We start from the raw sequence: 22621 nt of genomic DNA, 5'->3' as shown, positions 1-22621 counted from the left end.
TCACCTCGAACCGGCTTGGTCTCAGTCGGGGGTGGCGGCGGCACGGGCTGCGGCCGGCAGTGCGGCGATGACGTGGTCGACGGCCTCGTCGTCGTGCGAGGCCGAGACGAACCACGACTCGAAGGCGCTCGGCGGCAGGTGCACGCCCTGGCTCAGCATCGAGTGGAAGAACCGGCGGAAGGCGCTGGTGTCCTGGTCCTTGGCGTCGTCGTAGCTGCTCACCGCGCCGTCGCGGAAGAAGACGGAGAACATCGAGCCGGCCCACTGGATCGTGTGCGGCACGGACGCCGCGGACAGCTCGGCGGCGACGGCGTCGGCGATGGCGTGCGAGACGACGTCGAGCCGCTCGTAGACGGCCGGGGTGCAGCCCTGCAGGGTCGCGAGGCCGGCGGCCGAGGCGACGGGGTTACCGGACAAGGTGCCGGCCTGGTAGACGGGGCCCTGCGGCGCGAGCAGCGCCATGACGTCGGCGCGACCGCCGAAGGCCGCGGTCGGGAAACCGCCACCCATGACCTTGCCGAAGGTGAAGAGGTCAGGTGCGCCCGCGGCATACGGCCCCTCCAGGCCGTAGAAGCCGGACGGGCTGCAACGGAAGCCGGTCATCACCTCGTCGGAGACGAGCAGCGCGCCGTGGGCCTTGGTGATGCGCAGCAGGCCCTCGGTGAAGCCGGGCGCCGGCGGGACGACGCCCATGTTGCCGGCCGCGGCCTCGGTGATGACGGCCGCGATCTCATGCCCGCGCTCCGCGAACGCCGCCTCGAGGGCAGGCAGGTCGTTGTAGGGCAGGACGATCGTCTCGCCGGCGCTCGAGCGCGGGACGCCGGCCGAGTCGGGCAGGGCGAAGGTGGCGACGCCCGAGCCGGCCGAGGCCAGCAGCGCGTCGACGTGGCCGTGGTAGCAGCCGGCGAACTTCACGACGACGTCACGCCCGGTGAAGCCACGGGCGAGGCGGATCGCCGACATCGTCGCCTCGGTGCCCGAGTTGACGAGGCGCACCTGCTCGACGGGCTCGACGCGGGCGACGATCTCCTCGGCGAGGCGCACCTCGTTCTCGCTGGGCGTGCCGAACGAGAAGCCCTTGGCCGCGGCCTCGGTCACGGCCGCGAGGACGTCCGGGTGCGCGTGCCCGAGGATCATCGGGCCCCACGAGCAGATGAGGTCGACGTAGCGCTTGCCGTCGGCGTCGGTGAGCCAGGGCCCGGACCCGCTCGCCATGAAGCGCGGCGTGCCACCGACGGCACGGAAGGCGCGCACCGGGGAGTTCACGCCGCCGGGGATCACCTCGCTGGCGCGCGCGAGGAGCGCTGCGGACGCGGGTGCGTCGGAGGCGGTCTGGACGGGAGGCGGCTGCGAGCTCATGGGCACCATTGTCGCTGCCCGCGGCGACCCGCCCGACGCCACCCCGTGCGGTTGCCGTCGCGGACGCGCGACGCGTCCGCACGTCCGGGCCGCAACCACACGGCATACGCCATCGGTCGGGGACGCTTCTCAGCGGCCGCTGAGACTCGTCGGGTCGAGGTGGTCGCGCACGATGGCCATGGCGTCACCGATCGCGGTGAACTGGGCCGGGCTCATGATGTCGACGAGGTTGTCGCGCACGCTCTCGACGTGGACGCGCGCGATGTCGTCGACGGCCGCGAGCCCGCCCGAGGTCAGCACGAGCTCGACGCCGCGCTTGTCGTCGGCGCACTGCTCGCGGGTGACCCAGCCACGGTCCTCGAGCCGCTTGGCCGTGTGCGTGAGGCGGCTGCGCGACTGGACGACCATCGCCGCGAGCTCGCTCATCCGCAGGCGGTGGTTCGCGCTCTCGGAGAGCATCGAGATGATCTCGTACTCGCTGAGCTGCAGCCCTGCGTCGCCGAGCGCGTCGTCGAGCGCACGCTCGAGCAGCCTCGTGCCGCGCAGGATGGCCCGCCACGACGCCTGCTCGGCATCACTGAGCCACCGCACGCCGTCGTCCCCTGTACCTGACATGTCAACCTCCTGCGGTTGCCCAGATGGTAGTGCCGTCAGGCGGTCCATTCGGTCACGTCGAGTGCGAAGTAGGTCAGCACGACCTGCGCACCGGCGCGGCGGATCGAGACGAGCGACTCGATCGCCGCCGCCTGCAGGTCGATCCAGCCGTTGGCCGCGGCCGCGTGGATCATGGAGTACTCCCCCGACACCTGGTAGGCCGCGACCGGCACCGAGGCGCGCTCGGCGGCTGCCGCGACGACGTCGAGGTAGGACATCGCGGGCTTGACCATCACCATGTCGGCGCCCTCGGCGATGTCGAGGTCGATCTCGCGCAGCGACTCGACGACGTTGGCCGGGTCCTGCTGGTAGGTGCGGCGGTCACCCTGCAGGCTCGACTGGACGGCCTCGCGGAACGGGCCGAAGAACGCCGAGGCGTACTTGGCGGCATACGCGAGGATCACGGTGTCGGTGAAGCCCTCGGCGTCGAGCGCCTCACGGATGACGGCGACCTGGCCGTCCATCATCCCCGAGGGCGCGACGACGTGGGCGCCGGCGCGGGCCTGGGCCACGGCCATCTCGGCGTAGAGGAGGTTGGTCGCGTCGTTGTCGACCCGGCCGCGCTCGTCGAGCACGCCGCAGTGGCCATGGTCGGTGAACTCGTCGAGGCACGTGTCGGCCATGACGACGAGGTCGTCGCCGACGGCGTCGCGCACGGCGCGGAGCGCGACGTTGAGGATGCCGTCGGGGTCGACGGCGCCGCTGCCCGTGGCGTCCTTGTGCTGGGGCACGCCGAAGAGCATGATCCCGCCGACGCCGGCCGCGACGCAGCGGTGCGCGACCTCGACGACGCTCTCGAGCGTGTGCTGGTCGACGCCGGGCATGCTCGTGATCGGGCGCGGCTCGGTGATGCCCTCGGCGACGAAGACCGGCAGCACGAGGTCACGCGGGTGCAGCCGGGTCTCGGCGACGAGTGAGCGCAGGACGGGGTTCTGGCGCAGGCGACGAGGACGCTCGATCATCGGACGCTCCTCAGCGGGCGCGGCGGCGCGAGGCCGGACGCTTGTCGCTGGGACGCTGGACGGGCTGTTCCGCCTCGGCAGCGGCGACGGCGAGTCCGACGCCGTGGCCGGCGAGGGCGTCGACGAGGCTGAGGGCAGAGGCCTCCGGCGCGAGGACGTCGACACGGAGCCCGTGCTCCTGCGCGGTCTTGGCCGTGGCCGGACCGATGCAGGCGACCACCGTTGCGGCGTGCGGCTTCCCGGCGATGCCGACGAGGTTGCGCACCGTCGAGCTCGACGTGAAGAGCACGGCGTCGTAGTCGCCGCCCTTGATGGCGTCGCGGATCGACGCGGCCGGCGGCGCGGCGCGCACGGTGCGGTAGGCGGTCACGTCGTCGACCTCCCAGCCCATGTCGCGCAGCCCGGCGACGAGCGTCTCGGTGGCGATGTCGGCGCGCGGCAGCAGGACGCGGTTGATCGGGTCGAGCATCTCGTCGAACTCGGGCCACGACTCGAGCAGACCGGCCGCCGACTGCTCACCCGCGGGCACGAGGTCGGGGTTGATGCCCCACTCGCGCAGGGCGGCGGCGGTGACACCACCGACCGCGGCGACCTTGAGGCCGGCGAAGGCGCGTGCGTCGAGCCCGAACTCCTCGAAGCGCTCGCGCACGGCACGCACGGCGTTGACCGACGTGAAGCCGATCCACTCGTAGCGGCCGGTGACGAGGCCCTTGACGGCCTTCTCCATCTGCTGCGGGGTGCGGGGCGGCTCGACCGAGATGGTCGGCACGACGTCCGCAGTGGCGCCGTAGCCGGCGAGCCGCTCGACCATCGAGCCGGCCTGGGCCTGGGTGCGGGGCACGAGGACCTTCCAGCCGAAGAGCGGCTTGGACTCGAACCACGAGAACTCGTCGCGCAGGGCGACGTTGGGCGAGACGACGGCGAGCGAGACCTCGAGCGGCTCCTTGCCGGCGAAGACCGCGTCGGCCTCGCCGAGGCTCGTCGCGACGGAGGACTGGCGCACCGTGGTGCCGTGGGCCGACAGGGCGACGAGCGAGTCGGCCGGTCGACCGGCGGCGCGCAGCGCGGCGAGGGCGGTGCGGATGCCGTCGGTGCCACCGAGGAGCACGAGGGTGTCGGTATCGGCGGCGTAGGCCGACCAGTCGATGCCCGAGCGGTCGACACCGACGACGTGGACGGCGCCGGTCGACTTCGACGTCAGGGGCACACCGGCATACGTCGGCCCGGCGGTCAGGGCGGAGACGCCCGGGACCACGTCGTAGGTGATGCCGGCCTTGCGGCAGGCGCGCACCTCCTCGACGAGGCCGTTGAAGGTCGCGGGGTCGCCGTCCATGAGGCGCACGACGAGACCGCCCGGCGCCACGGACTTGGCCGCCTTGACGACGAGCTTGGCCCGGACGGCGTGCGTGAGCTCCTGACCCTGCTCGCCGTGGCCGGCGTCGATGATCTCGACGTCGGGACGGGTGTGCTCGAGCACGACGTCGTCGCGGGCGATGCGGTCGAGCACCACGACGTCTGCGGCCGCGAGCAGGTCACGACCGCGCAGCGTCATCAGGCCGGGGTCGCCCGGGCCGGAGCCGACGAAGGCGACCCGCGCCGGCGTCGTGGCGTGGGTGGGAGTCGAGTCCGTCTGCTCTGACGGCTGGCGGGAAGGAGTCACGAAACTTGCTCCGGTTGGTGTGGGGCGTGGTCTGGGACAGGTCCAGCTGACGTGGCGACCTGGAGGTCGGCGGCGCCGTCCTCCAGCAGGATCCGGGCGAGCCGCGAGCCGAGGTCCTCCGGCTCGTCGTAGGGCCCGACGAGCGAGCGGCGCAGCTCGACGCTGCCGTCCTCCGTGCCGGCGAAGGCACGCAGCGACAGCTCGAGGCCGTCGTCGCCTTCGACGACCTCGGCGAGCGCCCCGACGGGAGCGGTGCACCCGGCTTCGAGCGTCGAGAGGAGCGACCGCTCGGCGATGACGCAGGTCCGGGTGTCGGGGTCGTCGAGCACCGAGACCGCGGACACGACGTCGTCGCGGTCGGAGCGGCACTCGACGGCCAGGGCCCCCTGCCCGGGGGCGGGCAGCACCTGGATGGGGTCGATGATCTCGGTGGCCTCGCCGAGGCGGCCTAGGCGAGCGAGACCCGCCCGGGCCAGGACGACGGCGTCGAGCACGCCCGAGGAGACGAATCCGATTCTCGTGTCGACGTTTCCGCGGATCGGCCGGATGTCGACACCGAGCCCGAGCGCGGCGATCTGGGCCGTGCGGCGGGGCGAGCCGGTGCCGATGACCGAGCCGGCGGGCAGCTCGCCGAGCGTCAGGCCGTCGCGGGCCACGAGCACGTCGCGGCTGTCCTCGCGCACCGGGACGGCAGCGACGACGAGGCCCGGCTCGGGAGCCGTCGGGAGGTCCTTCAGCGAGTGGACGGCGACGTCGATGCGGCCGTCGAGCAGCGCCCGGCGGATGGCCGCGGCGAAGACGCCCGTGCCGCCGATGGCGGTGAGGAGCTCGCCCGACACGTCACCCTCGGTCGTGATCTCGACGATCTCGACCTCGTGGCCGGCCTCGCGCAGGCGGTCGGCCACCCAGCCGGACTGGGTGGTGGCGAGGGCCGAGCGGCGCGTGCCGAGGCGCAGGGCGGTCATGGCTGGGCCCGCTTCGGGGGCGTGGACACGTTGGCGACGTCCTTGGGCTCGAGGTCGAACAGCTCGCGCAGGGCCGCGGCGTAGTCGTCGCCGCTGCCCTCCATGGCGAACTCCTTGACGCGCATCGTCGGCGTGTGGAGCAGCTTCTCGACGATGCGGTGCACGGCGAGACCCACCTCGGCGCGGGTGGTCTCGTCGAGACCCGGCAGGCGCTGGTCGAGGCGGTCCATCTCGGTGGCGACGAGGTCGGCGGCCCGGGCGCGCAGCGCGGCCACCGTCGGGGCGACGGACTTCTCCATCCGGCGCGTCAGGTAGTCGGCGACCTCACCGGTGACGAGCTCGCGGACCCGGACGACCTGGGTCGTGTCGGCGCGGCCCTCGAGGAGCAGCCCGAGCGCCTGGAGGTCGACGAGGGTGACACCGGGCACGGGCTCGGACCAGGAGTCGACGGGCTCGACGTCGCGCGGGAGGGCGAGGTCGACGACGACCTGCGGGCGACCGTCGCGGCGGGCTGCGCTCTCGGCGAGCATCTCGGCGGTGATGACGTGCCCGACGGCGCCGGTGCAGGTGATGACGAGGTCGCTCTCGGCGAGGACGTCGGGCAGCTCGCCCCACGGGCGGGCCGTGCCGCTTGTCGTCACGGCGAGGCGCTCGGCGCGCTCGGGCGTGCGGTTGACGATGGTCAGCGACTCGACTCCCTGACGGCGCGCCGTGGCGGCGGCCAGGCCGCTCATCCCGCCGGCGCCGACGACGGCCGTGGAGGCACCGACGAGCGGGCCGAGAACGGCGGTGGCCTCCTCGAGCGCGATCTGCACGAGCGAGACGCTGTGCTGGTCGATGTCGGTCTCGGCGTGCGCCCGCTTGCCGACGCGCAGCGCGCCCTGGAAGAGCGCGTTGAGCGACTCGCCGACCTGGCCGCGCCCCTGCGCTCCGGCGAGGGAGTCGCGCATCTGGCCGAGGATCTGGGCCTCGCCGACAGCCATCGAGTCGAGCCCGCAGGCCACGGTGAACGCGTGGGCCACGGCGGCGTCGTCGTAGCGGACGTAGAGGTGGTCGGCGAGCGCCTCGGCGCGGGCGGCCAGCGCGTCGGCCGGGTCGCCCGGCGGTAGCTCGGCGACCGGACGCGCGCCCTCGGGCTCCTCGATGCCGGCGGCGATCGCGAGCGCCTCGCCGATGGCCGCGACGGCGGGGTGGAAGGCCGGGACCGAGGCGTAGACCTCGAGGCGGTTGCACGTCGAGAGCACGACGGCCTCGGTGGCGGTGGCCGAGCTCAGCACCGAGGCGGCGATGGCCTCGGCCCGGTCGGGACGCTCGGAGAGCGCCTCCAGCACCGAGAGCGGTGCGGTGTGGTGGGACAGGCCGATGACGAGCAGGCTCACGGGACCACCACCGCCGAACGGAGGGCGCCCGCCGCGAGCGACTTGCGCTGGGCGTGGAAGGCGAGGATCTGCAGCTCCGTCGAGAGGTCGACACGGCGTACGTCCACGCCGCTGGGCACGGACAGCACGGCCGGTGCGAAGTTGAGGATCGAGCTGATGCCGGCGCCGACGAGGGCGTCGCAGACGGCCTGGGCGGCCGGGGCCGGCGTCGCGATGACGCCGATGGCGATCGGGTCGACGGCGTGGTGGGCGCTCAGCTCGGCGAGCGGACGGATCGCCACCCCGACGACGCGTTCGTCGGCGAGCGCCGGGTCGTCGTCGTAGAGCCCGACGATGCGGAATCCCTTGGTGACGAAGCCGGAGTAGGAGGCGAGCGCGTGGCCGAGGTTGCCCATGCCGACGATGGCGACCGGCCAGTCCTCGGTCAGGCCGAGGGCCCGGGAGATCTCGAGGGCGAGCGTCTCGACGTCGTAGCCGACGCCGCGGACGCCGTAGGAGCCGAGGTGGCTGAGGTCCTTGCGCAGCTGCGCGGAGCGCACCCCGACCTCGGCGGCCAGCTCCTCGGACGAGACCGACAGGACGCCGTCCTCAGCGAGGCGGGAGAGCGTTCGGAGGTACTCGGGGAGCCGCGCGACGGTTGCGTCGGGGATCTCGCGACGCAGTGCAGGGTCGGCGGACACTCTTGCTCACCGGCTCCTCTCAAAAGAGGCGTTTCTCCCCGGACGCGGAGCACGTGGGGACCAGTTCAGGCTAGACGTTTGTGAACCCATGCACAAAGTTGACTTCGGCGGCCTACCACGGCATGGGACGCGCCCCGGAGGCAGGTCACCCGAAGGCTCAGCTCAGGGCGGCGCGGAGGCGGGCCTCGTCGACCCGCCAGAAGTCGTGGCGCCGACCGTCGACGAAGGTCACGGGGATCTGCTCGGCGTAGCGGCGCAGCAGCTCGGGGTCGTCGTCGACGGACTGCTCCTGCCAGCCGACACCCAGCTCACCGGCCACCCGGGCGACGACAGCGCGCGCCTCGTCGCACAGGTGGCAGCCGGGACGGCCCAGCAGGACCACGCGAGGGGGCGACGACGGATCGGCACCGCCTGGGACCCCTGAGGGCGGCTCGCTGGAAGGACCCGTGGGCTGGTCACTGCTCATGACTCCACTGTAGGCAGCGCCCCGCGTCCCGACCCCCTCCTCCGGCCGCATGCGTCGGGTGGGCCACCAGTCGTAGGCGTCGGGTGGGCCACAAAAGGTCGTGGAGGTCCCATGTCGTCGCGCATTCAGACAGACTGTCCCCGATGCGCGCGAACAGGACGCCGGGCCACCGGCACCGACCTGTCACCGCACCGGGAACGAGCCCGGCGCGAGTGCCGTTCGGCGCTGCCCGCACAGGTGTCACGCACGTCGTGCCCGGCGCCCTCCCGCTCGCTCTGCCGGCCCTCGTTCTCCCCGGCCTCGCCGGTGCCCCCGGACTCGCCCACCGGCCTGTGCTGCCCACGTGGCGCTCGGCGTTCGATGCCGTCTGGGCGGCCTTGGCCAACGAGGGCGCCGAGGGCGCCGAGCTCACTCGGGCCGGGCCGTCCTCCCCCGGCGCCGGACCGCGGCGCCACCCCGAGCGCGACGCCGACGAGCAAGCCCGCATCGCCGCCCTCGTCGAGCTCGCCCAGGGCGGCGACAAGGAGGCGTTCGCGCAGCTCTACGACGTCTACGTCGACACGGTCTTCCGCTACGTCCTCGTCCGCGTCGCCAACCGCGCCCTGGCCGAGGACCTCACGTCCGAGACCTTCCTGCGGGCGATGCGCCGGATCGACTCGTTCACCTGGCAGGGCAAGGACATCGCGGCCTGGTTCGTCACCATCGCGCGCAACCTCATCGCGGACCACGTGAAGTCGGCGAAGTTCCGCTTCGAGGTGGCGACCGCCGACATGCGCGACGCCGACGAGCGCGTCGACGCCCCCGACACGGAGGTGCTGACGCGGCTGCGCGACGAGCGGCTCGTCTCGGCGATCCGCGAGCTCGGCTCCGACCAGGCCGAGTGCATCACCCTGCGCTTCCTGCAGGGACTCAGCCTCGCCGACACGGCGCGGGTGCTCGGCAAGTCCGAGGGCGCGGTCAAGCAGCTGCAGCTGCGGGCGACGCGCGCCCTGCGCAAGGCCCTGGACGGAGTCGAGCTGTGATCCGCGTAACCCAGCCGGCACCCGCGTCGTTCTCACGACGTAGGGACGGCGCGTGTGGGCCCGCCCCGACGCTCGGAGCGCCGACCGGTGCCTCCGTGGAACGCGTGAACGCAGGTGGCGGGGTGGCAGCGACGACGGTGCTCCGGCCCCTGCGCGACGACCTGCACCACCCACCCCTCGCTGTGGACCGGGCCGCTCTCCGGCTCGTCGGCCGTGTCGTGCCCGAGGGCGTATGCCGTGTGGCGGGCACCCCTCGGCCGCCCGGCCAGGTGGGGAGACCCTTCCCGCGCTGACCGGCCCCTGGTGGCACGACGCACGACCCGACAGACGCAAGACAGAGACGATGGACGCGAGAGAGGAAGGAGGCGCCATGGACCTCGGTGCGAACGCCGACGGCGAGCTGCTCCAGCGCGCCCTCGACGGCGAGCCCGTGTCCGAGCCGGGCATCCTCGAGCTCGTCGCCGTGCTCCACGCCGTCCAGGCCGTCGACCAGGCGGGCCTCGCACCGCGCGCCGAGTTCGTCTCCGACCTTCGCGCCCGTCTGCTCGACGACGACGGGAGCGCGGCAGCCCCCGTCCCGCCGATCGCGCCCGTCCCGTCGGGTGACGACGGCTCCAGCGGCGCGTCGGTGTCGGTGCTGCGCGTTGCGGCCCGGCCGCTCAAGCTCGTCGCCGCGGCCGCCGCCAGCATCCTCGTCATCGGCGGCGCCCTCGGGTTCGCGTCCCGGTCGGCGGTGCCGGGCGACGCCCTCTACGGCGTCAAGCAGCTGCTCGACCGGGCGGCGATCCAGCTCGCGGGCTCCCGCTACGACGAGGGTCTGACCTACCTCGCGCAGGCGCAGGAGCACATCACCGAGGCGCGCGAGCTGCTCGACGGGGGTTCCCCGTCCACGCACGACCTCGACACGGCATACGACGCGGCGACCGACGCTGCCGGCCGCGCGCAGACGATCCTCATGGAGGTCTACCGCACGGAGCAGCGCGCCGATGCCCTGACCGAGCTGTCCGACTTCTACACGCGGGCCATCCCGCAGGTCGACGCGATGCGGCCACGAGTGCCGGCGCCGTCGCTGCCGGCCTGGCAACGCCTGCGAGACCTCTTGGGGGCCGGCGAGGTCGCCACCCTGCGGGGCCTGGCCGAGTGCGGCGCCTGCGGTGAGCGCGCGACGGCGGCGAGGCAGCTGCTCGCCGGGCTGACCGGGACGGTCACGCCCACGAGCCCGGGTAGCGGCACGTCCGCCCCGGGCACACAGCCGTCCCGTGGCGCGACCCTGCGCCCCACCACGACCGCCCCGCGCCCGCCCGCGACGTCGACGCCCGCCGGTGGTGGGCTGCCGGGCGTCTCGGTCACCGGCGGCGTCACGCTGCCCGGGGGCACGATCAACCTGCCCGGTGTCGGGGTGACGTCCTCGTCCGTCGGCGTCGGTGGGGGCGGTGTCACGCTGCCCGGCGCGACGGTGAGCCTGCCCGGCGTGGGAGTCACGTCGTCGACCATCGGGGTCGGCGGTGGCGGGATCACCCTGCCCGGCGCGACGATCCCGCTGCCGTCGGTGACGCTCGGGGTCCCCACCCTGCCGACGAAGCTCGCGCCCACCACGATCCTGCCGACGCTGCTGCCCTGACCGGCCGGAGCGGGCCGGCCCCGTCAGAGGAAGACGGACTTGCGCTGCATGAGCAGGCTGTAGAGCGTCTGCTGGATCGTCTCGCGCACCTGGTCGGTGAGGTCGAAGACGAGCATCGGGTCGTCGGCCGCGTCGGGGCCGAAGCTCGTGGTCTCGATGGGCGGCCCGAACTCGATGAGCCACTTGCTCGGCAGCGGCACCATCCCGAGCGGTCCGAGCAGCGGGAACGTCGGCGTGATCGGGGCGTACGGCAGCCCGAGCAGGCGCGCGACCGCCGGCATGTTGCCGAGGATCGGGTAGATCTCCTCGGCGCCGACGATCGACACCGGCACGATCGGCACGCCGGCGCGCAGGGCCGCGGAGACGAAGCCGCCGCGACCGAAGCGCTGCAGCTTGTAGCGCTCGCTGAACGGCTTGCCGACGCCCTTGAAGCCCTCGGGCCAGACGCCGACGAGCGCGCCGCTGCCGAGCAGGCGCTCCGCGTCGGAGTTCGCCGCGAGGGTCGTGCCCGAGCGCCGCGCCATGGTGCCGACGAACGGCATCTGGAAGACGAGGTCGGCGCCGAGCATCCGCAGGTGGCGGTGGCGCGGGTGCTCGTCGTAGACGGCGACCTGGGTCATGAGCGAGTCCATCGCGATGGTGCCCGAGTGGTTGCCCACGACGAGCGCGCCGCCCTCGTCGGGGATGTTCTCGATGCCACGCACCTCGACGCGGAACCACTTCTTGTAGAAGGGCCGCAGGAGCGGCAGGTGCACGTTGACGGTGTAGTCCTCGTCGAAGCCGAACTCGTCGACGACGTAGTCGCCGGTCAGCCGGCGGCGCAGGTAGGCGAGCGTCTCGGCGACCTGGCGCTCGGCCTCCTCGGCGGGCACCCCGGCCGATGTCGCGGCGGCGCGCAGGACGTTGACGGCCAGCTCGACGAGCTCGGTCGGGCCGGGCCGCGACTCCGAGGAGAACTCGGCGCCCTCGAGCACGGCGCCGACGAGCTTCTCCGCGCGCGACTGCAGTCCGGACGTGAGCGCGTGCTCACGCCCCCTCGCCTCCGAGGCCTGCGTATGCCGTGTGCCCACGTCTGCGACGTGGCTGTCGTCGGCCGGCGCGGACGTCTCGACCGTAGGGACCGCGCGCAGGCGGGTCGGCTCACCGTTGGCCGTGCGGCGCGTCGAGCGCATCGAGGCCCGGCTGGGCCGGCGGGGCGGGGTGGGCTCGGCCGGCAGGGCGTCCGAGGGCTCGTCCGAGTCGGTGAGCCCGACGGTCTCGACGGTCTCTAGGGTCTCTACGGGCTTGCCCGGCTCTCGGGACTCGGGTCCGGCCGACTCACGTCCGGGCGTGGCCGGCGCACGGCGCTCGGCGGTCTCGGGCTCCGTCGGGCCCTCGGTCACGGCAGCCACGACGACCTCGTCGGCGGACGGGGGCGCACCGACGGCCGTCCGTCGGGCCGCGCTGAGCTCGACCGGCGCCGTCGGGATGAGGGGCGTGCCGCTGCGGCGCCGGCGCTCGCCCGAGGCCCGGGCCGCCCCCGCGGCGAACGCGCCTCGCGCGGGTCGGACGGCCGTCGTCGTCGCCGAGTTCGCTGGGGTCGCTGGAGTCGCCGAGGTCGCTGCGGTCGCGGCCTCCTGCGCGGCCGGCTTCGTCGTCGCGCTCGTGCCCGTCCGCGGCTTCTTCTTCCTGGCTGACGAGGGCTTCGTCGTCGCCTGCTTCTTCGGCGTCTTCGCAGCGGCCTTCGTGGCGGTCGCCTTCTTCGCAGCGGCCTTCGTGGCGGTCGCCTTCTTCGCGGTGGGCTTCTTCGCGGTGGACTTCTTCGCGGTGGACTTCTTCGCGGTGGACTTCTTGGCGGTGGACTTCTTGGACGTCGCGGCCTCGCGGGCAGCCGGCTTCTGCGCGGCAGCGGCGGTCGTCCCGGTCTCCGGCGTCCCGTCGGCGGGGGTCTGCTGCGCGGCGGCCTTGCTAGGGTCGGCGGTCACGGCTGGATCCTGTCGAAGACTCGGGAGAGCGCTGCGGCGGTGCCGCCCGCGGCGTCGCTGACGACCTCGCCGACACCCTCGACCCCCGGCACGGCGGGACGCAGGTGGCGGGCGTAGTCCTCGAACGCCTCCCGGGTCGTGAAGTGCGGCTCGAACTCGAGCACCGAGCGCATCCGGGCCGTGTCGAGGCCTCGACCGAAGGCGAGGAAGGTCAGCTGGTCGGAGGAGAAGTCCGCGAAGCCGCTGCGCCGGACGATGTTGCCGATGACGCCTGCGGCCTGCAGCGGCACCGGCACCACGGGGCGTCGGGCGATCGCCGTGCACTGGGTGACGGTGAGGAAGCCGTCGCCCGCGACGTTGACGATGCCGGCGGGCGGCCCGGTGGTCGCGAGGATCATGGCGGCCGTCGCGTCGTCCTCGTGGACGAACTGGAAGCGGGCGTCGTAGCCGAGCGGGATGGGCACGAGCGGCAGCGCGAAGTAGTCGGTGATGGCGGTGTGGATGCTCGGCCCGACGACGTTGGCCAGGCGCAGCATCGTGATCTCCACGTCGGGACGGCGCCGGGAGAAGCCGCGGACATAGCCCTCGACCTCGACCGAGTCCTTGCCGAAGCCGGTGCGCGGCAGGGTCTTGGGGTTCATGTCCTCGGTGAACATCGCGGGGTCGCGCGGGGACGAGCCGTAGACGGCCGCGGAGGACTTCACGACGAGGCGCCGCACCGACTCGGACTTCTGGCACGCAGCGAGCAGCTGCATCGTGCCGATGACGTTGATCTCCTTCTGCGTCACCCGCCCGCCCGTGTCCTTGGGGGTCGCGATGACGTTCATGTGCACGACCGTGTCGACCTCGGCCTGCGCCATGATCCGGCCGATCATCGGGTTGCGGATGTCGGCCCGTACGAACTCGGCGCGGCCGATCGAGTGCTTGGGGGGCACGACGTCGACCCCGAGGATCCGCTCGATGGACGGGTCGGTCGACAACCGTCGGGCGTAGAGACCACCGAGGTAGCGAGACACCCCCGTGACCAGGACGACCTTGGCCATCGGCTCCTCCTGTCGTCGGTCGGTGCGGACACATCGTGCTCGTGACCGGCCCTGACGCGCTGAGGCGTTCGAGCGGCACTCGCCTGCGGAGGAGACCTCGTTCCCCCGCCCTCGCAGCCTACCTAGACCGTGTCGGGTACGTACCCGGGCGGGCACGGCCGAGGACGGATGTGTCGAGCCTCTCGGCGCGGGACCCGTGCTGGCGGCCGGCCGCACACTCCCCCGGAGACGCGAACGACCCCCACCGAGGGTGAGGGTCGAGAGCGTGCGGACGGAGCCGCGGAACCTGAGCTGGTCAGGTCACTTCTTGTTGCGGCGCTGATGGCGCGTCTTGCGCAGCAGCTTGCGGTGCTTCTTCTTGGCCATCCGCTTGCGGCGCTTCTTGATGACAGAACCCATGTTTGTCCTTGTCGTGAGTCTTGAGACGTGTCCTTGAACTGAGCTGGTGCCGACCTGCGTCGACACCCCCGGAGAAGGGTAGGTCGAACTTCACGAGCCGAACAGGGTTCACAGACTAGCGCGTGCCCCGCCTCTATCCCAAAAGCGCGGGCCCCTGCTCACCGGCCCCGTCCAGCTGCGAATGCCGAAGGGGCGGCCGGACCGGGTGGTCGTGGCCGCCCCTTCGAATGCGTCGTGACGCTGCAGTCACGCGGTGTCGATGAAGGACGTCTCCAGGTACTTGTGGACCGCATCCTCCGGAACCCGGAAGGAGCGGCCGACGCGTACGGCCGGAAGGTCTCCGCCGTGGACGAGTCGGTAGACGGTCATCTTCGACACTCGCATGATCGAGGCGACCTCGGCGACGGTCAGAAACCGCACCTCGGCGAGCTGGCGCTCATTCGACATGTGTTACCCCGATCTTCAGGTGGGCTGCACCCGCGCGCCGACGGCTTCCCCTCCGACGAAACTTCACGCAGGTGCAAGAAGCAACATTAGGGGCAGATGTGACTGGAGGGGAAGCGATCGACGATAAGAATCGGTCACGCGCAACTCGACACGCCGGTGGGGCCCCTGTGGATCTCCCGGCTCGTCACGGCTCCAGACGGTGCAGGTCGCGCGGGAACAGCGTCACCTCGCGGATGTTCTCGGCACCCGTCAGCCTCCCGACCCACCTTTCCAGACCGATGGCGAAGCCGCCATGCGGAGGCATGCCGTGGGCGAACGCGTCGAGGTAGCCGGCGAGCACCGCGGGGTCCGTGCCGGTCCGCGCCATCGCCGCGGCGTAGTCGGACGGCCGGTGCAGGCGCTGGCCGCCGGTCGTCAGCTCGAGCCCCCGGAAGAGCAGGTCGAAGCTGTTGCTACCCACGGGGGGCTCCGCCCCCCGTGCTCCCCCCGACGACCCGCGTGGCCCGTTTGGTCCGTAGCCCTCCGGCGCGGTGTAGAAGGGCCGCTTGCCCATCGGGTAGCCCTCCACCGCAAGGAAGTCCGAGTCGTATGCCGTCTTGGCCCACTCGCTGAGCGCCCGCTCGTGCGCGGGGCTGAGGTCGGGCTCGTCCGGGTCGGCCCCGACCTTGGCGAGGGCGTCGCTGAAGTGGATGACGGGGAACTCGTCGGGCACCCGCGGCAGCTCGACACCCAGGAGCGCAGCGGCGTCGGCGGCATACTCCCCGATGGCCTCGACCATCCCGGCGATGGCCAGGCGCAGCACGGCGAGGACGTCACGGTGGTCGCGGACGAAGCCGAGCTCGGCGTCGAGCGAGGTGTACTGCGCGAGGTGGCGCACGGTGTCGTGCGGCTCGGCGCGGAAGACGGGCCCGACCTCGAAGACGCGCTCGAAGACCCCGACGAGCATCTGCTTGTAGAGCTGCGGGCTCTGCGCGAGGTAGGCGGTCCGGCCGAAGTAGTCGACAGTGAAGACGTTGGCGCCCGACTCGGTGGCGGTGCCGACGAGCTTCGGCGTCGCGATCTCGGTGAACTCGAGCGCCCCGAGGGCCGAACGGAACCCGCGCATCGACGCGCTCGCGATCTGCCACGCGGCCCGGTGCCGCGGGTGGCGCAGCGTCACCGCGGCGTGGTCGAGGTGCGTCGGCAGGCCGGCGCCGAACGTCGGTCGCCACAGCTCGGTGGGCGGGGCCGCCGCGGGCTCCGTGAGCGGCGTGACGGTGGGCTCGACGAGCTCGGCGCCGCCGGGCGCGGACTCGTTGGTCGAGACGATCCCGGTCACCTCGACGACGGTCTCCTCGGGCAGCCCGGCCAGCTGCTCGACGGTCTCGCGGTCCTTGACGACGACCTGGGCCAGGCCCGAGCGGTCGCGCAGCACGAGGAACGTGACGCTCGCGAGGACGCGCCGCCGGTGGATCCATCCGGCCAGGGTGGCCGGCTCGCCGTGCGGGACGGCGGCCAGGTCCCGCGCGAGCACGCGCGGAGCAAGGGTCGTGGTTTGGGTTGGTTGCATTCCGTTCACCTCCAGAGGGTTGGTGCCCCGGAGGTGTGGGCGATGGGGAATGTCGCTGTGCCACCACACCTTCGCCGCCGCGGATCGCGGACGGCCTCTGGTCGTGCTCGGCTCAGGATCGTCAGGCCCGTCGTCGCCGTGCCGGCAACCCTACCCCCGATCGAAGGACACTCCGCCTGATTTTCAGCGCGGCGATCAAGGCCCCAGCCACAAGGCGGAGGCGCCGGCGTCGCCTGGACGAAGCGCAGCGAGCGAGGAACGAGCGAGCGAAGCGGAGGAAGGCGACGCCTTCAGGGCGCCGAGGCACGCGCCGCAGCGAAGCGAGGCGCCAAGGACAGGGAACGAGCGAGCGAAGCGGAGGAAGGCGACGGCTTCAGGGCGCCGAGGCACGCGCCGCAGCGAAGCGAGGCGCCAAGGACAGGGAACGAGCGAGCGAAGCGGAGGAAGGCGACGGCTTCAGGGCGCCGAGGCACGCGCCGCAGCGGAGGGAGGCGCCAAAGACTCAGTCGAAGTGGATGTCGAGCCCGTGGAGAGGGAAGACGGCCGTGCGGGTGGCCATGATGGCGCGGTCGACCTCGCTGGCGGGGTCGTAGCCCATCTCCCAGGAGCGCCACCAGAGGGGGCCGTCCTCGGTGGTGAGGTCGCCCATCCGGCGTGGGCCGGGGCGGCCGAAGACCTGCTCGACGTGGGCCCGCCAGTCCTCGGGGACCGGCACGCTGGTCTTGATCGGGGCGTGGGCGGCGATCGCGGTGAGGTGGGTCCACGTGCGGGGCACGACGTCGACGACCTCGTAGCCTCCACCCCCGAGCGCCACCCAGCGTCCTTCGCACACCTCGTGCGAGAGCCGGTGGAGGGCGTCGGCGGCCGCACGCTGGGCGTCGACAGTGACGGCGAAGTGGGCGAGGGGGTCCTCCGCATGGGTGTCGCAGCCGTGCTGGGTCACGAGCACGTCGGGGCGGAACGACCGCACGAGAGGCATGACGACGGCGTGGATCGCCCGCAGCCATCCCGCGTCGCTGAGGCCGGGCGGCAGGGCGACGTTGACCGCGCTGCCCTCGGCGTCGGCGCCTCCGGTGTCGGTGGGCCACCCGGTGCCGGGGAAGAGCGCCCGGCCGGTCTCGTGGACGGAGATCGTCAGCACCCGGGGGTCGTCCCAGAAGATCCGCTCGACGCCGTCACCGTGGTGCACGTCGACGTCGACGTAGGCCACGCGCTCGGCCCCGTGGTCCAGGAGCCACTGGATGCCGACCGCGATGTCGTTGTAGACGCAGAAGCCGCTGGCCTTGTCGCGCATCGCGTGGTGCAGCCCACCGGTGAAGTTCACGGCGTGCTCGGCGTCGCCCTCCCAGACCGCGCGGGCGCTGTCGACCGTGCCCGACACCACCCGCGCGCTCGCGTCGTGCATGCCCTCGAAGGCGGGGTCGTCCTCGGTGCCGAGGCCGTAGGTGCCCTCGGCCGTGGACGGGTCGAGCGAGGCGGCCTTGACGGCGGCGACGTACGCGTCGTCGTGGACCGTCGCGAGCAGCTCGTCGGGCGCCACCTCGGCGCCGACCACCTCGACACCATCGGCGTCGAAGACCCCGAGGGCCTCGCACAGCCGCGCCGTGAGGTCCAGGCGCACCGGCGCCATCGGGTGGGTGGGGCCGAAGTTGTACCTCGTGAAGGAGGTGTCCCAGACGACCCGGGCCTGAGTTGGCATGATTGAGACGCTATCGCGGAAACGCGCACCGGATGACGGAGGTAACACGCATGGGCCGCAACCGGCTCTTCGAGGACGACGTGATCGTCATCGGGCTGGGACGCTTCGGCTCGGCCGTCGCTCTCGAGCTCACGAGGCTGGGCCACCGCGTCATCGCCGTGGAGCGCGACAACGCCATCGCCGAGAGCTACGTCAACAAGGTGGCCAAGGTGGTGCATGCCGACATGGCCCAGTCGTCGGCGCTCGAGATGATCCGCGCCGCGCAGCCGAAGATCGCGATCGTCGGCATCGGCTCGTCCGTGGAGTCCTCGGTGCTGGCGGCCGCGAACCTCGTCGACGCCGGCGTGCCCTCGATCTGGGCCAAGGCGCTCTCGCCGGAGCACAAGCGCATCCTCGACCGCATCGGCGTCCACCACGTCATCTCCCCCGAGGCCGACTCGGGACGCCGGGTGGCCCACCTCGTCAACGGCAAGCTGCTCGACTACATCGAGTTCGACGACGGCTTCGCCATCGTCAAGCTCAAGCCGCCGTCGGAGACGGTCGGGTTCACCCTCGAGCAGAGCTCGATCCGCCGCAAGTACGGTGTCACGGTCGTCGGGGTCAAGGCGCCGGGCGAGGACTTCACGTATGCCGTGCCGCAGACGAAGATCTCGGCGCACCACATGCTCATCGTCAGCGGTCCCGTCGAGCTCATCGAGCGATTCGCGGCGCGCCCCTGACCCGGATTCAGCTGCCGGACAAGCGAACCCACCGTCCCCGGTGACTCGGGGCGGTGGGTTCGTCGGTTGTGGGGCGTGACCGGGTCGGGCCGAGCAGGCCCGGGTCTGCTGCGTCAGAGGCGCAGCCGGGGTCCGTTGTCGGAGCCGAGCGGCAGGACCATGGCGATCTCCTCCTCGCCGTCCTCCTCGCTGACGACCCCCATCGGGCGGCGGTAGTCGGTCGGGCGGAAGCCCATGCCGCTGGCGAAGGCGACGGCCCGCCCGTTCTCGGTGCCGACCCAGTAGACGAGGTGGGAGTGGCCGCGGTGGGCCGCGAGGGAGGCGCCGTCCTTGACGAGCCGGGTCGCGACACCCGAGCCGCGCGCCTCGGGGCGCACCCAGAGACCGAACAGCTCTCCGGCGGCGTCCTCGCCGTCCTTGGCGGTGCCGATGCTGACGACACCGACGGCCTGTCCCTCGCGCTCGGCGACGAGCCGCGCGGACCGCTGCATGCGTTCGCGCCAGAAGTCCTCGTCGTAGGACTCTTCCTGCTCGACCGTGGCCACGAACGCCTCGGGAGACTCACGCAGTGCGGCGAGGCGGACGGAACGGTAGTCCTGCCAGTCGTCCTCGCCGAGGGGACGCACGGTGATGTCGTTCATGGGTCCACTTTCGCACGACAGGCGTTCGGACCGCACCAGCGAGGGGGTGAACGTTCGGTGCAGCGTGGGTCCTGCTGCGCACCAGCGCGACTCAGAAGCGGTGGACCATCTCGATCTCGCAGAGGTCGGGACGACGGGGGTGCTCGTGGACGGCACCGGTGCGCACGAACCCGCACCGCGCGTACAACCCCTCGGCGGCGGTGTTCGAGCTCGTCACCTCGAGGACGACCTCGGACTTGCCGAGCCGGCGCGCCTCGTCGAGGACAGCGCGCACGAGCGCCTCGCCCACTCCCCCACCGCGCGCCCGTGGAGCGACGTACATTCCGAACAGCGTTGCGGTCGTGGCACGTTCGGGCTCCCAGTGCGAGCCGAGCCCCGCACTGCCGAGCACGCCGTCGGCGTCACGGGCCTGGACGAGCCAGGCGCCCTCGATGCGTTCGCGCCAGTCGGCCTCGTCGTAGACGGCCTCGTCGGCATAGGTGAACCAGAAGGCCTCGGGCGCCTCGCGGAGCATCTCGAGGCGCACGTCGCGGTGCGTCTCCCAGTCGTCGGCCGTGACCGGGTGCAGGTGCATTGCGGGGTGCGGTTCTGCCATCACCCCACAGTGCCGCTAGACCTGCCCCGATGCCAGCTCTTTGGACCGCGCGGCGGCCGCCTCGATGGCCGTGACGAAGGCCGCCCGCACCTTGTGGTCGTCGAGCTGGCGCAGTGCGGCGACGGTGGTGCCGCCGGGCGAGCTGACCTGCTCGCGCAGCACGGTGGGGTGCTCCTGGGTCTCCTTGAGCATCGTCGCAGCGCCGTAGAGGGTCTGGACGACGAGCTCCGTGGCAGTGGCGCGCGGCAGACCGAGCACGACGCCTGCCTCGATCATCGCCTCGACGACGTAGAAGATGTAGGCGGGGCCGCTGCCAGAGATCGCGGTGACGGCGTCGAGGTGCTTCTCGGGCAGGCGCACCACCTTGCCGCACGAGCTGAGCAGGGCCTCGGCCTCGGCGAGGTGGTCGTCGGTGCAGTGGCGCCCGGGCGAGATGCCCGCCATGCCCTGGTCGACGAGGGCCGGAGTGTTGGGCATGACCCTGATGACCGACGTGCCCTCGGGGAGACGGGACTCGAGGTACTCGGTCGTGATGCCGGCCGCGAGCGAGACGACCGTGTTGCCGGGGGCCACGTGGTCGTGGATCTCCTCGAGCAGCGCGGTCATGTCCTGCGGCTTGACGCACAGCACGAGGGTGTCGGCCACGTCGGCGGCGTCGGCGTTGGCCATGACGCGCACGCCGTAGCGCTCGGCCAGCGCGTTGACCTTGTCAGGCGTGCGCCCGGTGACGACGAGGTCGCCCGGGGTGCGGCCCGAGCGGATGAGGCCCGAGACGAGCGTCTCGCCCATGACCCCGGCACCGAAGATCGCCGTCGTCGTCATCGTGGCTCCTCGCTCAGCTCTTCGTCGCGACGCCGCGGAGGAAGAACATGACGTTGGCCGGCTTCTCGGCCATGCGGCGCATGAGGTAGCCGTACCACTCCTGGCCGTACGGGATGTAGACGCGCATCTGGTCGCCGCGGTCGGCGATCCGCTTCTGCTCCTCGGGGCGGATGCCGTAGAGCATCTGGTACTCGAAGGACCTCGGGTCGCGGCCGGCCTGGCCCGCGAGAGCGCCCGCGATCTCGATGAGGCGCGGGTCGTGAGAGGCGACCATCGGGTAGCCCTCGCCCTGCATGAGGATCTTGAGGCAGCGCACGTAGGACTTGTCGACCTCGGCGCCGGCCTGGAAGGCGACCGACTCGGGCTCCTTGTAGGCGCCCTTGCACAGCCGCACGCGCGAGCCCGCGTGCGCGAGGTCACGGCAGTCGGCCTCGGTGCGGTAGAGGTAGGCCTGGAGCACGGCCCCCACCGTCGGGAAGTCCGCCCGCAGCTCGCGCAGCGCGTCGAGCGTGAGGTCGGTCGTGGTGTGGTCCTCCATGTCGAGGGTCACCGTCGTGCCGGCCTGCTTCGCGACCTCGCAGATCTCGCGCGCGTGGTCGAGGGCGATGGTGTTGCCGTCGCCGGGCAGCGCCTGGCCGAGCGCGCTGAGCTTGAGCGACACCTCGACGGTGCCCCCCTCGGTCAGGCCCTCGTCGCGTAGCGCGGTCAGCAGGGAGACGTACGCGTCGCGCGTGTGCTGCGCCTGCGCGAGGTCGGTCGTGTCCTCGCCGAGGTAGTCGATGGTCGCGCGACGACCCGACGCCGCGATCTCGGCTGCCGCCCCGACGACGTCGGCGCGCTCGGCACCGGGTACGAAGCGCTTCACGACCGAGCGCGACACGGGTGCCTTCTCGATGACGTCTCGGATCTTCTCCTGCTTGGACAGCTGCAGGAGCGAGTTGCGCAGCAGGTCGCTGGCGTCCACGGGTGCCTCCGGGTGGTGCGGGGGATGTCGCTCGGGTGACGGCGGCGGACGGTGGTCACCGTCCCGCCCGGCAAATCTACCGCCGCGGTGCCGGCCGGCCGCTCCTCGGGGCGGGACAGGCGGCACACTCGGAGCCATGCACCCACCCACGCCGGCCCCGGCCCCGCTCGGCCTCACGCTCGACGAGCTCGGCGAGGCGCTCGGCGCCGCGGCGACGGTGCTGCGCGCCAACGCCGTGGCGGCCGGGCTCGACGCGCCCGTCCCGACGTGTCCGGACTGGACGGTGCTCGACCTCGTCGCCCACATGGGCATGGTCCACCGGTGGGCGACCAGCCACCTGCGCGGCGAGCCGATCGACCCGCCCGAGCCGCTCGAGCTCGAGGGCCGAGAGTCGGCCGACCCGTTGGGCTGGTTCGACGACGGGGCGACGGCGCTGCTCCAGGCCGTCGTCGACGCCCCCGACGACCTCGACGCGTTCGTCTTCCTGAAGGAGGCTCCGGCGCCCAAGCTCTTCTGGACCCGACGCCAGTGCCACGAGACGACGATCCACGCCGTCGACACGCTGGGCGCCCGTCTCGGCCGCCCGGCCCGCGCCGACGAGACCTGGATCAGGCCCGCAGTCGCGCTGGACGGGATCGACGAGCTGCTCGTCGGCTTCGTCACGCGCCGGCGACATGGTGGCTCGCCCGGCGCGCCGACCCGGATGCTCGTGCGTCCGGACGGCGCGGACGTGGCGTGGCTCGTCGACCTCGCGACCGGGCGCCCGATCACGACGACACGCGTGCGGCCGGACTCCCCCGAGGCGGCCGGCGCCGACCACACCCTGACCGGCTCACCCGTCGACCTCTACCTCCGGCTGTGGAGCCGCGGCGCCGAGGGCGTCGAGGGCGTCGAGGGCGTCGACGGTCCGGTGGACGAGCTCGAGCGCTGGTGGCGCGAGACCATCTCGGTCCGGTGGTGATCGGCGGGGCCGTCCGTAGCAGGATGGGCGGCACCCGGTCCGCGACGGCG

22 protein-coding genes are annotated in these 22621 nt (G+C 72.5%); 4 read left to right on the top strand and 18 right to left on the bottom strand.

Translation table 11 applies throughout. The features are described 5' to 3' along the window. Positions 1 to 21: 21 nt before the first annotated feature. The 8 genes from hemL to IEY30_RS11400 all read right to left on the bottom strand — a co-directional run bounded on the left by hemL (position 22) and on the right by IEY30_RS11400 (position 8125). Positions 22 to 1359, bottom strand: a complete 1338-nt coding sequence (gene hemL / locus IEY30_RS11435; RefSeq protein WP_030195810.1) for a glutamate-1-semialdehyde 2,1-aminomutase — start codon at positions 1357 to 1359, stop codon at positions 22 to 24. A 129-nt stretch (positions 1360 to 1488) separates the two neighbouring features. Continuing rightward, a complete protein-coding gene (locus IEY30_RS11430) occupies positions 1489 to 1974 on the bottom strand; it encodes a MarR family winged helix-turn-helix transcriptional regulator (protein WP_030195806.1) in 486 nt (161 codons plus the stop codon). Positions 1975 to 2009: 35 nt separating this feature from the next. Further along, complete coding sequence (gene hemB, locus IEY30_RS11425; RefSeq protein ID WP_030195802.1) at positions 2010 to 2975, bottom strand: porphobilinogen synthase; 966 nt, start codon at positions 2973 to 2975, stop codon at positions 2010 to 2012. A 10-nt stretch (positions 2976 to 2985) separates the two neighbouring features. After that, positions 2986 to 4635: a bifunctional uroporphyrinogen-III C-methyltransferase/uroporphyrinogen-III synthase gene (locus IEY30_RS11420; RefSeq protein ID WP_030195799.1), complete on the bottom strand. Its 1650-nt coding sequence runs from the start codon at positions 4633 to 4635 to the stop codon at positions 2986 to 2988. After that, positions 4632 to 5600 (bottom strand): hydroxymethylbilane synthase, encoded by a 969-nt coding sequence (hemC, locus tag IEY30_RS11415; RefSeq protein WP_043416451.1) that lies wholly within the window; start codon positions 5598 to 5600, stop codon positions 4632 to 4634. The genes IEY30_RS11420 and hemC overlap by 4 nt, the downstream gene beginning before the upstream one ends. Beyond that, positions 5597 to 6979 carry a glutamyl-tRNA reductase gene (gene hemA, locus IEY30_RS11410; protein WP_030195793.1) on the bottom strand — a complete coding sequence of 461 codons (1383 nt, stop codon included), beginning with the start codon at positions 6977 to 6979 and terminating at the stop codon, positions 5597 to 5599. The genes hemC and hemA overlap by 4 nt, the downstream gene beginning before the upstream one ends. Next, positions 6976 to 7659: a redox-sensing transcriptional repressor Rex gene (locus IEY30_RS11405; RefSeq protein ID WP_030195790.1), complete on the bottom strand. Its 684-nt coding sequence runs from the start codon at positions 7657 to 7659 to the stop codon at positions 6976 to 6978. Before IEY30_RS11405 ends, hemA begins: the two co-directional genes overlap by 4 nt. Positions 7660 to 7816: 157 nt before the next feature. Beyond that, complete coding sequence (locus IEY30_RS11400) at positions 7817 to 8125, bottom strand: glutaredoxin family protein (protein ID WP_081920397.1); 309 nt, start codon at positions 8123 to 8125, stop codon at positions 7817 to 7819. A 143-nt stretch (positions 8126 to 8268) separates the two neighbouring features. On the opposite strand from IEY30_RS11400, the gene IEY30_RS11395 reads away from it, so the two are divergent. Both IEY30_RS11395 and IEY30_RS11390 read left to right on the top strand, forming a co-directional pair. Further along, entirely contained in the window at positions 8269 to 9147 is an 879-nt protein-coding gene (locus IEY30_RS11395; protein ID WP_081920396.1) for an RNA polymerase sigma factor, read from the top strand. Positions 9148 to 9517: 370 nt separating this feature from the next. Continuing rightward, a complete protein-coding gene (locus IEY30_RS11390; RefSeq protein WP_030195782.1) occupies positions 9518 to 10768 on the top strand; it encodes a DUF5667 domain-containing protein in 1251 nt (416 codons plus the stop codon). A 23-nt stretch (positions 10769 to 10791) separates the two neighbouring features. On the opposite strand, the gene IEY30_RS21895 is transcribed toward IEY30_RS11390, so the two are convergent. The 6 genes from IEY30_RS21895 to IEY30_RS11360 form a co-directional block, all read right to left on the bottom strand. Beyond that, on the bottom strand, positions 10792 to 12732 hold the full coding sequence (locus IEY30_RS21895) for a lysophospholipid acyltransferase family protein (RefSeq protein WP_229674957.1): 1941 nt from the start codon (positions 12730 to 12732) through the stop codon (positions 10792 to 10794). Further along, positions 12729 to 13775, bottom strand: coding sequence for an NAD-dependent epimerase/dehydratase family protein (locus tag IEY30_RS11380; RefSeq protein ID WP_030195777.1), 1047 nt, complete (start codon positions 13773 to 13775; stop codon positions 12729 to 12731). The genes IEY30_RS21895 and IEY30_RS11380 overlap by 4 nt, the downstream gene beginning before the upstream one ends. Before the next feature lie 300 nt (positions 13776 to 14075). Then, on the bottom strand, positions 14076 to 14174 hold the full coding sequence (locus IEY30_RS11375) for a 30S ribosomal protein bS22 (protein ID WP_003792170.1): 99 nt from the start codon (positions 14172 to 14174) through the stop codon (positions 14076 to 14078). A gap of 246 nt (positions 14175 to 14420) precedes the next feature. Further along, positions 14421 to 14621, bottom strand: coding sequence for a helix-turn-helix domain-containing protein (locus IEY30_RS11370; RefSeq protein ID WP_030195773.1), 201 nt, complete (start codon positions 14619 to 14621; stop codon positions 14421 to 14423). 184 nt (positions 14622 to 14805) lie between these two features. After that, a complete protein-coding gene (gene aspS / locus IEY30_RS11365; protein ID WP_030195769.1) occupies positions 14806 to 16170 on the bottom strand; it encodes an aspartate--tRNA(Asn) ligase in 1365 nt (454 codons plus the stop codon). Positions 16171 to 16672: 502 nt separating this feature from the next. After that, positions 16673 to 17869 (bottom strand): acetoin utilization protein AcuC, encoded by a 1197-nt coding sequence (locus IEY30_RS11360; protein ID WP_030195768.1) that lies wholly within the window; start codon positions 17867 to 17869, stop codon positions 16673 to 16675. A 50-nt stretch (positions 17870 to 17919) separates the two neighbouring features. Between IEY30_RS11360 and IEY30_RS11355 the strand changes: the two genes are divergently transcribed. Continuing rightward, positions 17920 to 18588 carry a potassium channel family protein gene (locus tag IEY30_RS11355; RefSeq protein ID WP_030195766.1) on the top strand — a complete coding sequence of 223 codons (669 nt, stop codon included), beginning with the start codon at positions 17920 to 17922 and terminating at the stop codon, positions 18586 to 18588. A gap of 113 nt (positions 18589 to 18701) precedes the next feature. Here the strand turns inward: IEY30_RS11355 and IEY30_RS11350 are convergent, their stop codons facing one another. The 4 genes from IEY30_RS11350 to IEY30_RS11335 form a co-directional block, all read right to left on the bottom strand. Next, entirely contained in the window at positions 18702 to 19229 is a 528-nt protein-coding gene (locus IEY30_RS11350; RefSeq protein ID WP_030195762.1) for a GNAT family N-acetyltransferase, read from the bottom strand. Between the two features lie 91 nt (positions 19230 to 19320). Further along, the gene (locus IEY30_RS11345; RefSeq protein ID WP_030195757.1) at positions 19321 to 19824 is read right to left on the bottom strand and encodes a GNAT family N-acetyltransferase; all 504 of its coding nucleotides are present in this window, start codon (positions 19822 to 19824) and stop codon (positions 19321 to 19323) included. 15 nt (positions 19825 to 19839) lie between these two features. Beyond that, positions 19840 to 20646: a pyrroline-5-carboxylate reductase gene (proC, locus tag IEY30_RS11340; RefSeq protein WP_030195754.1), complete on the bottom strand. Its 807-nt coding sequence runs from the start codon at positions 20644 to 20646 to the stop codon at positions 19840 to 19842. A 13-nt stretch (positions 20647 to 20659) separates the two neighbouring features. Beyond that, positions 20660 to 21610: a proline dehydrogenase family protein gene (locus IEY30_RS11335; protein WP_156035182.1), complete on the bottom strand. Its 951-nt coding sequence runs from the start codon at positions 21608 to 21610 to the stop codon at positions 20660 to 20662. A 136-nt stretch (positions 21611 to 21746) separates the two neighbouring features. Here IEY30_RS11335 and IEY30_RS11330 point away from each other — a divergent pair, with 136 nt between their 5' ends. Next, positions 21747 to 22571: a maleylpyruvate isomerase N-terminal domain-containing protein gene (locus IEY30_RS11330; protein WP_030195748.1), complete on the top strand. Its 825-nt coding sequence runs from the start codon at positions 21747 to 21749 to the stop codon at positions 22569 to 22571. The last annotated feature ends 50 nt before the right edge of the window (positions 22572 to 22621 follow it).

This window comes from Terrabacter tumescens (assembly GCF_014646815.1).
In the GTDB taxonomy this organism is placed as follows: domain Bacteria; phylum Actinomycetota; class Actinomycetes; order Actinomycetales; family Dermatophilaceae; genus Terrabacter; species Terrabacter tumescens.
Note: the sequence above shows the minus strand (reverse complement) of the source record. Positions and strands in the feature narration are given on the sequence as shown.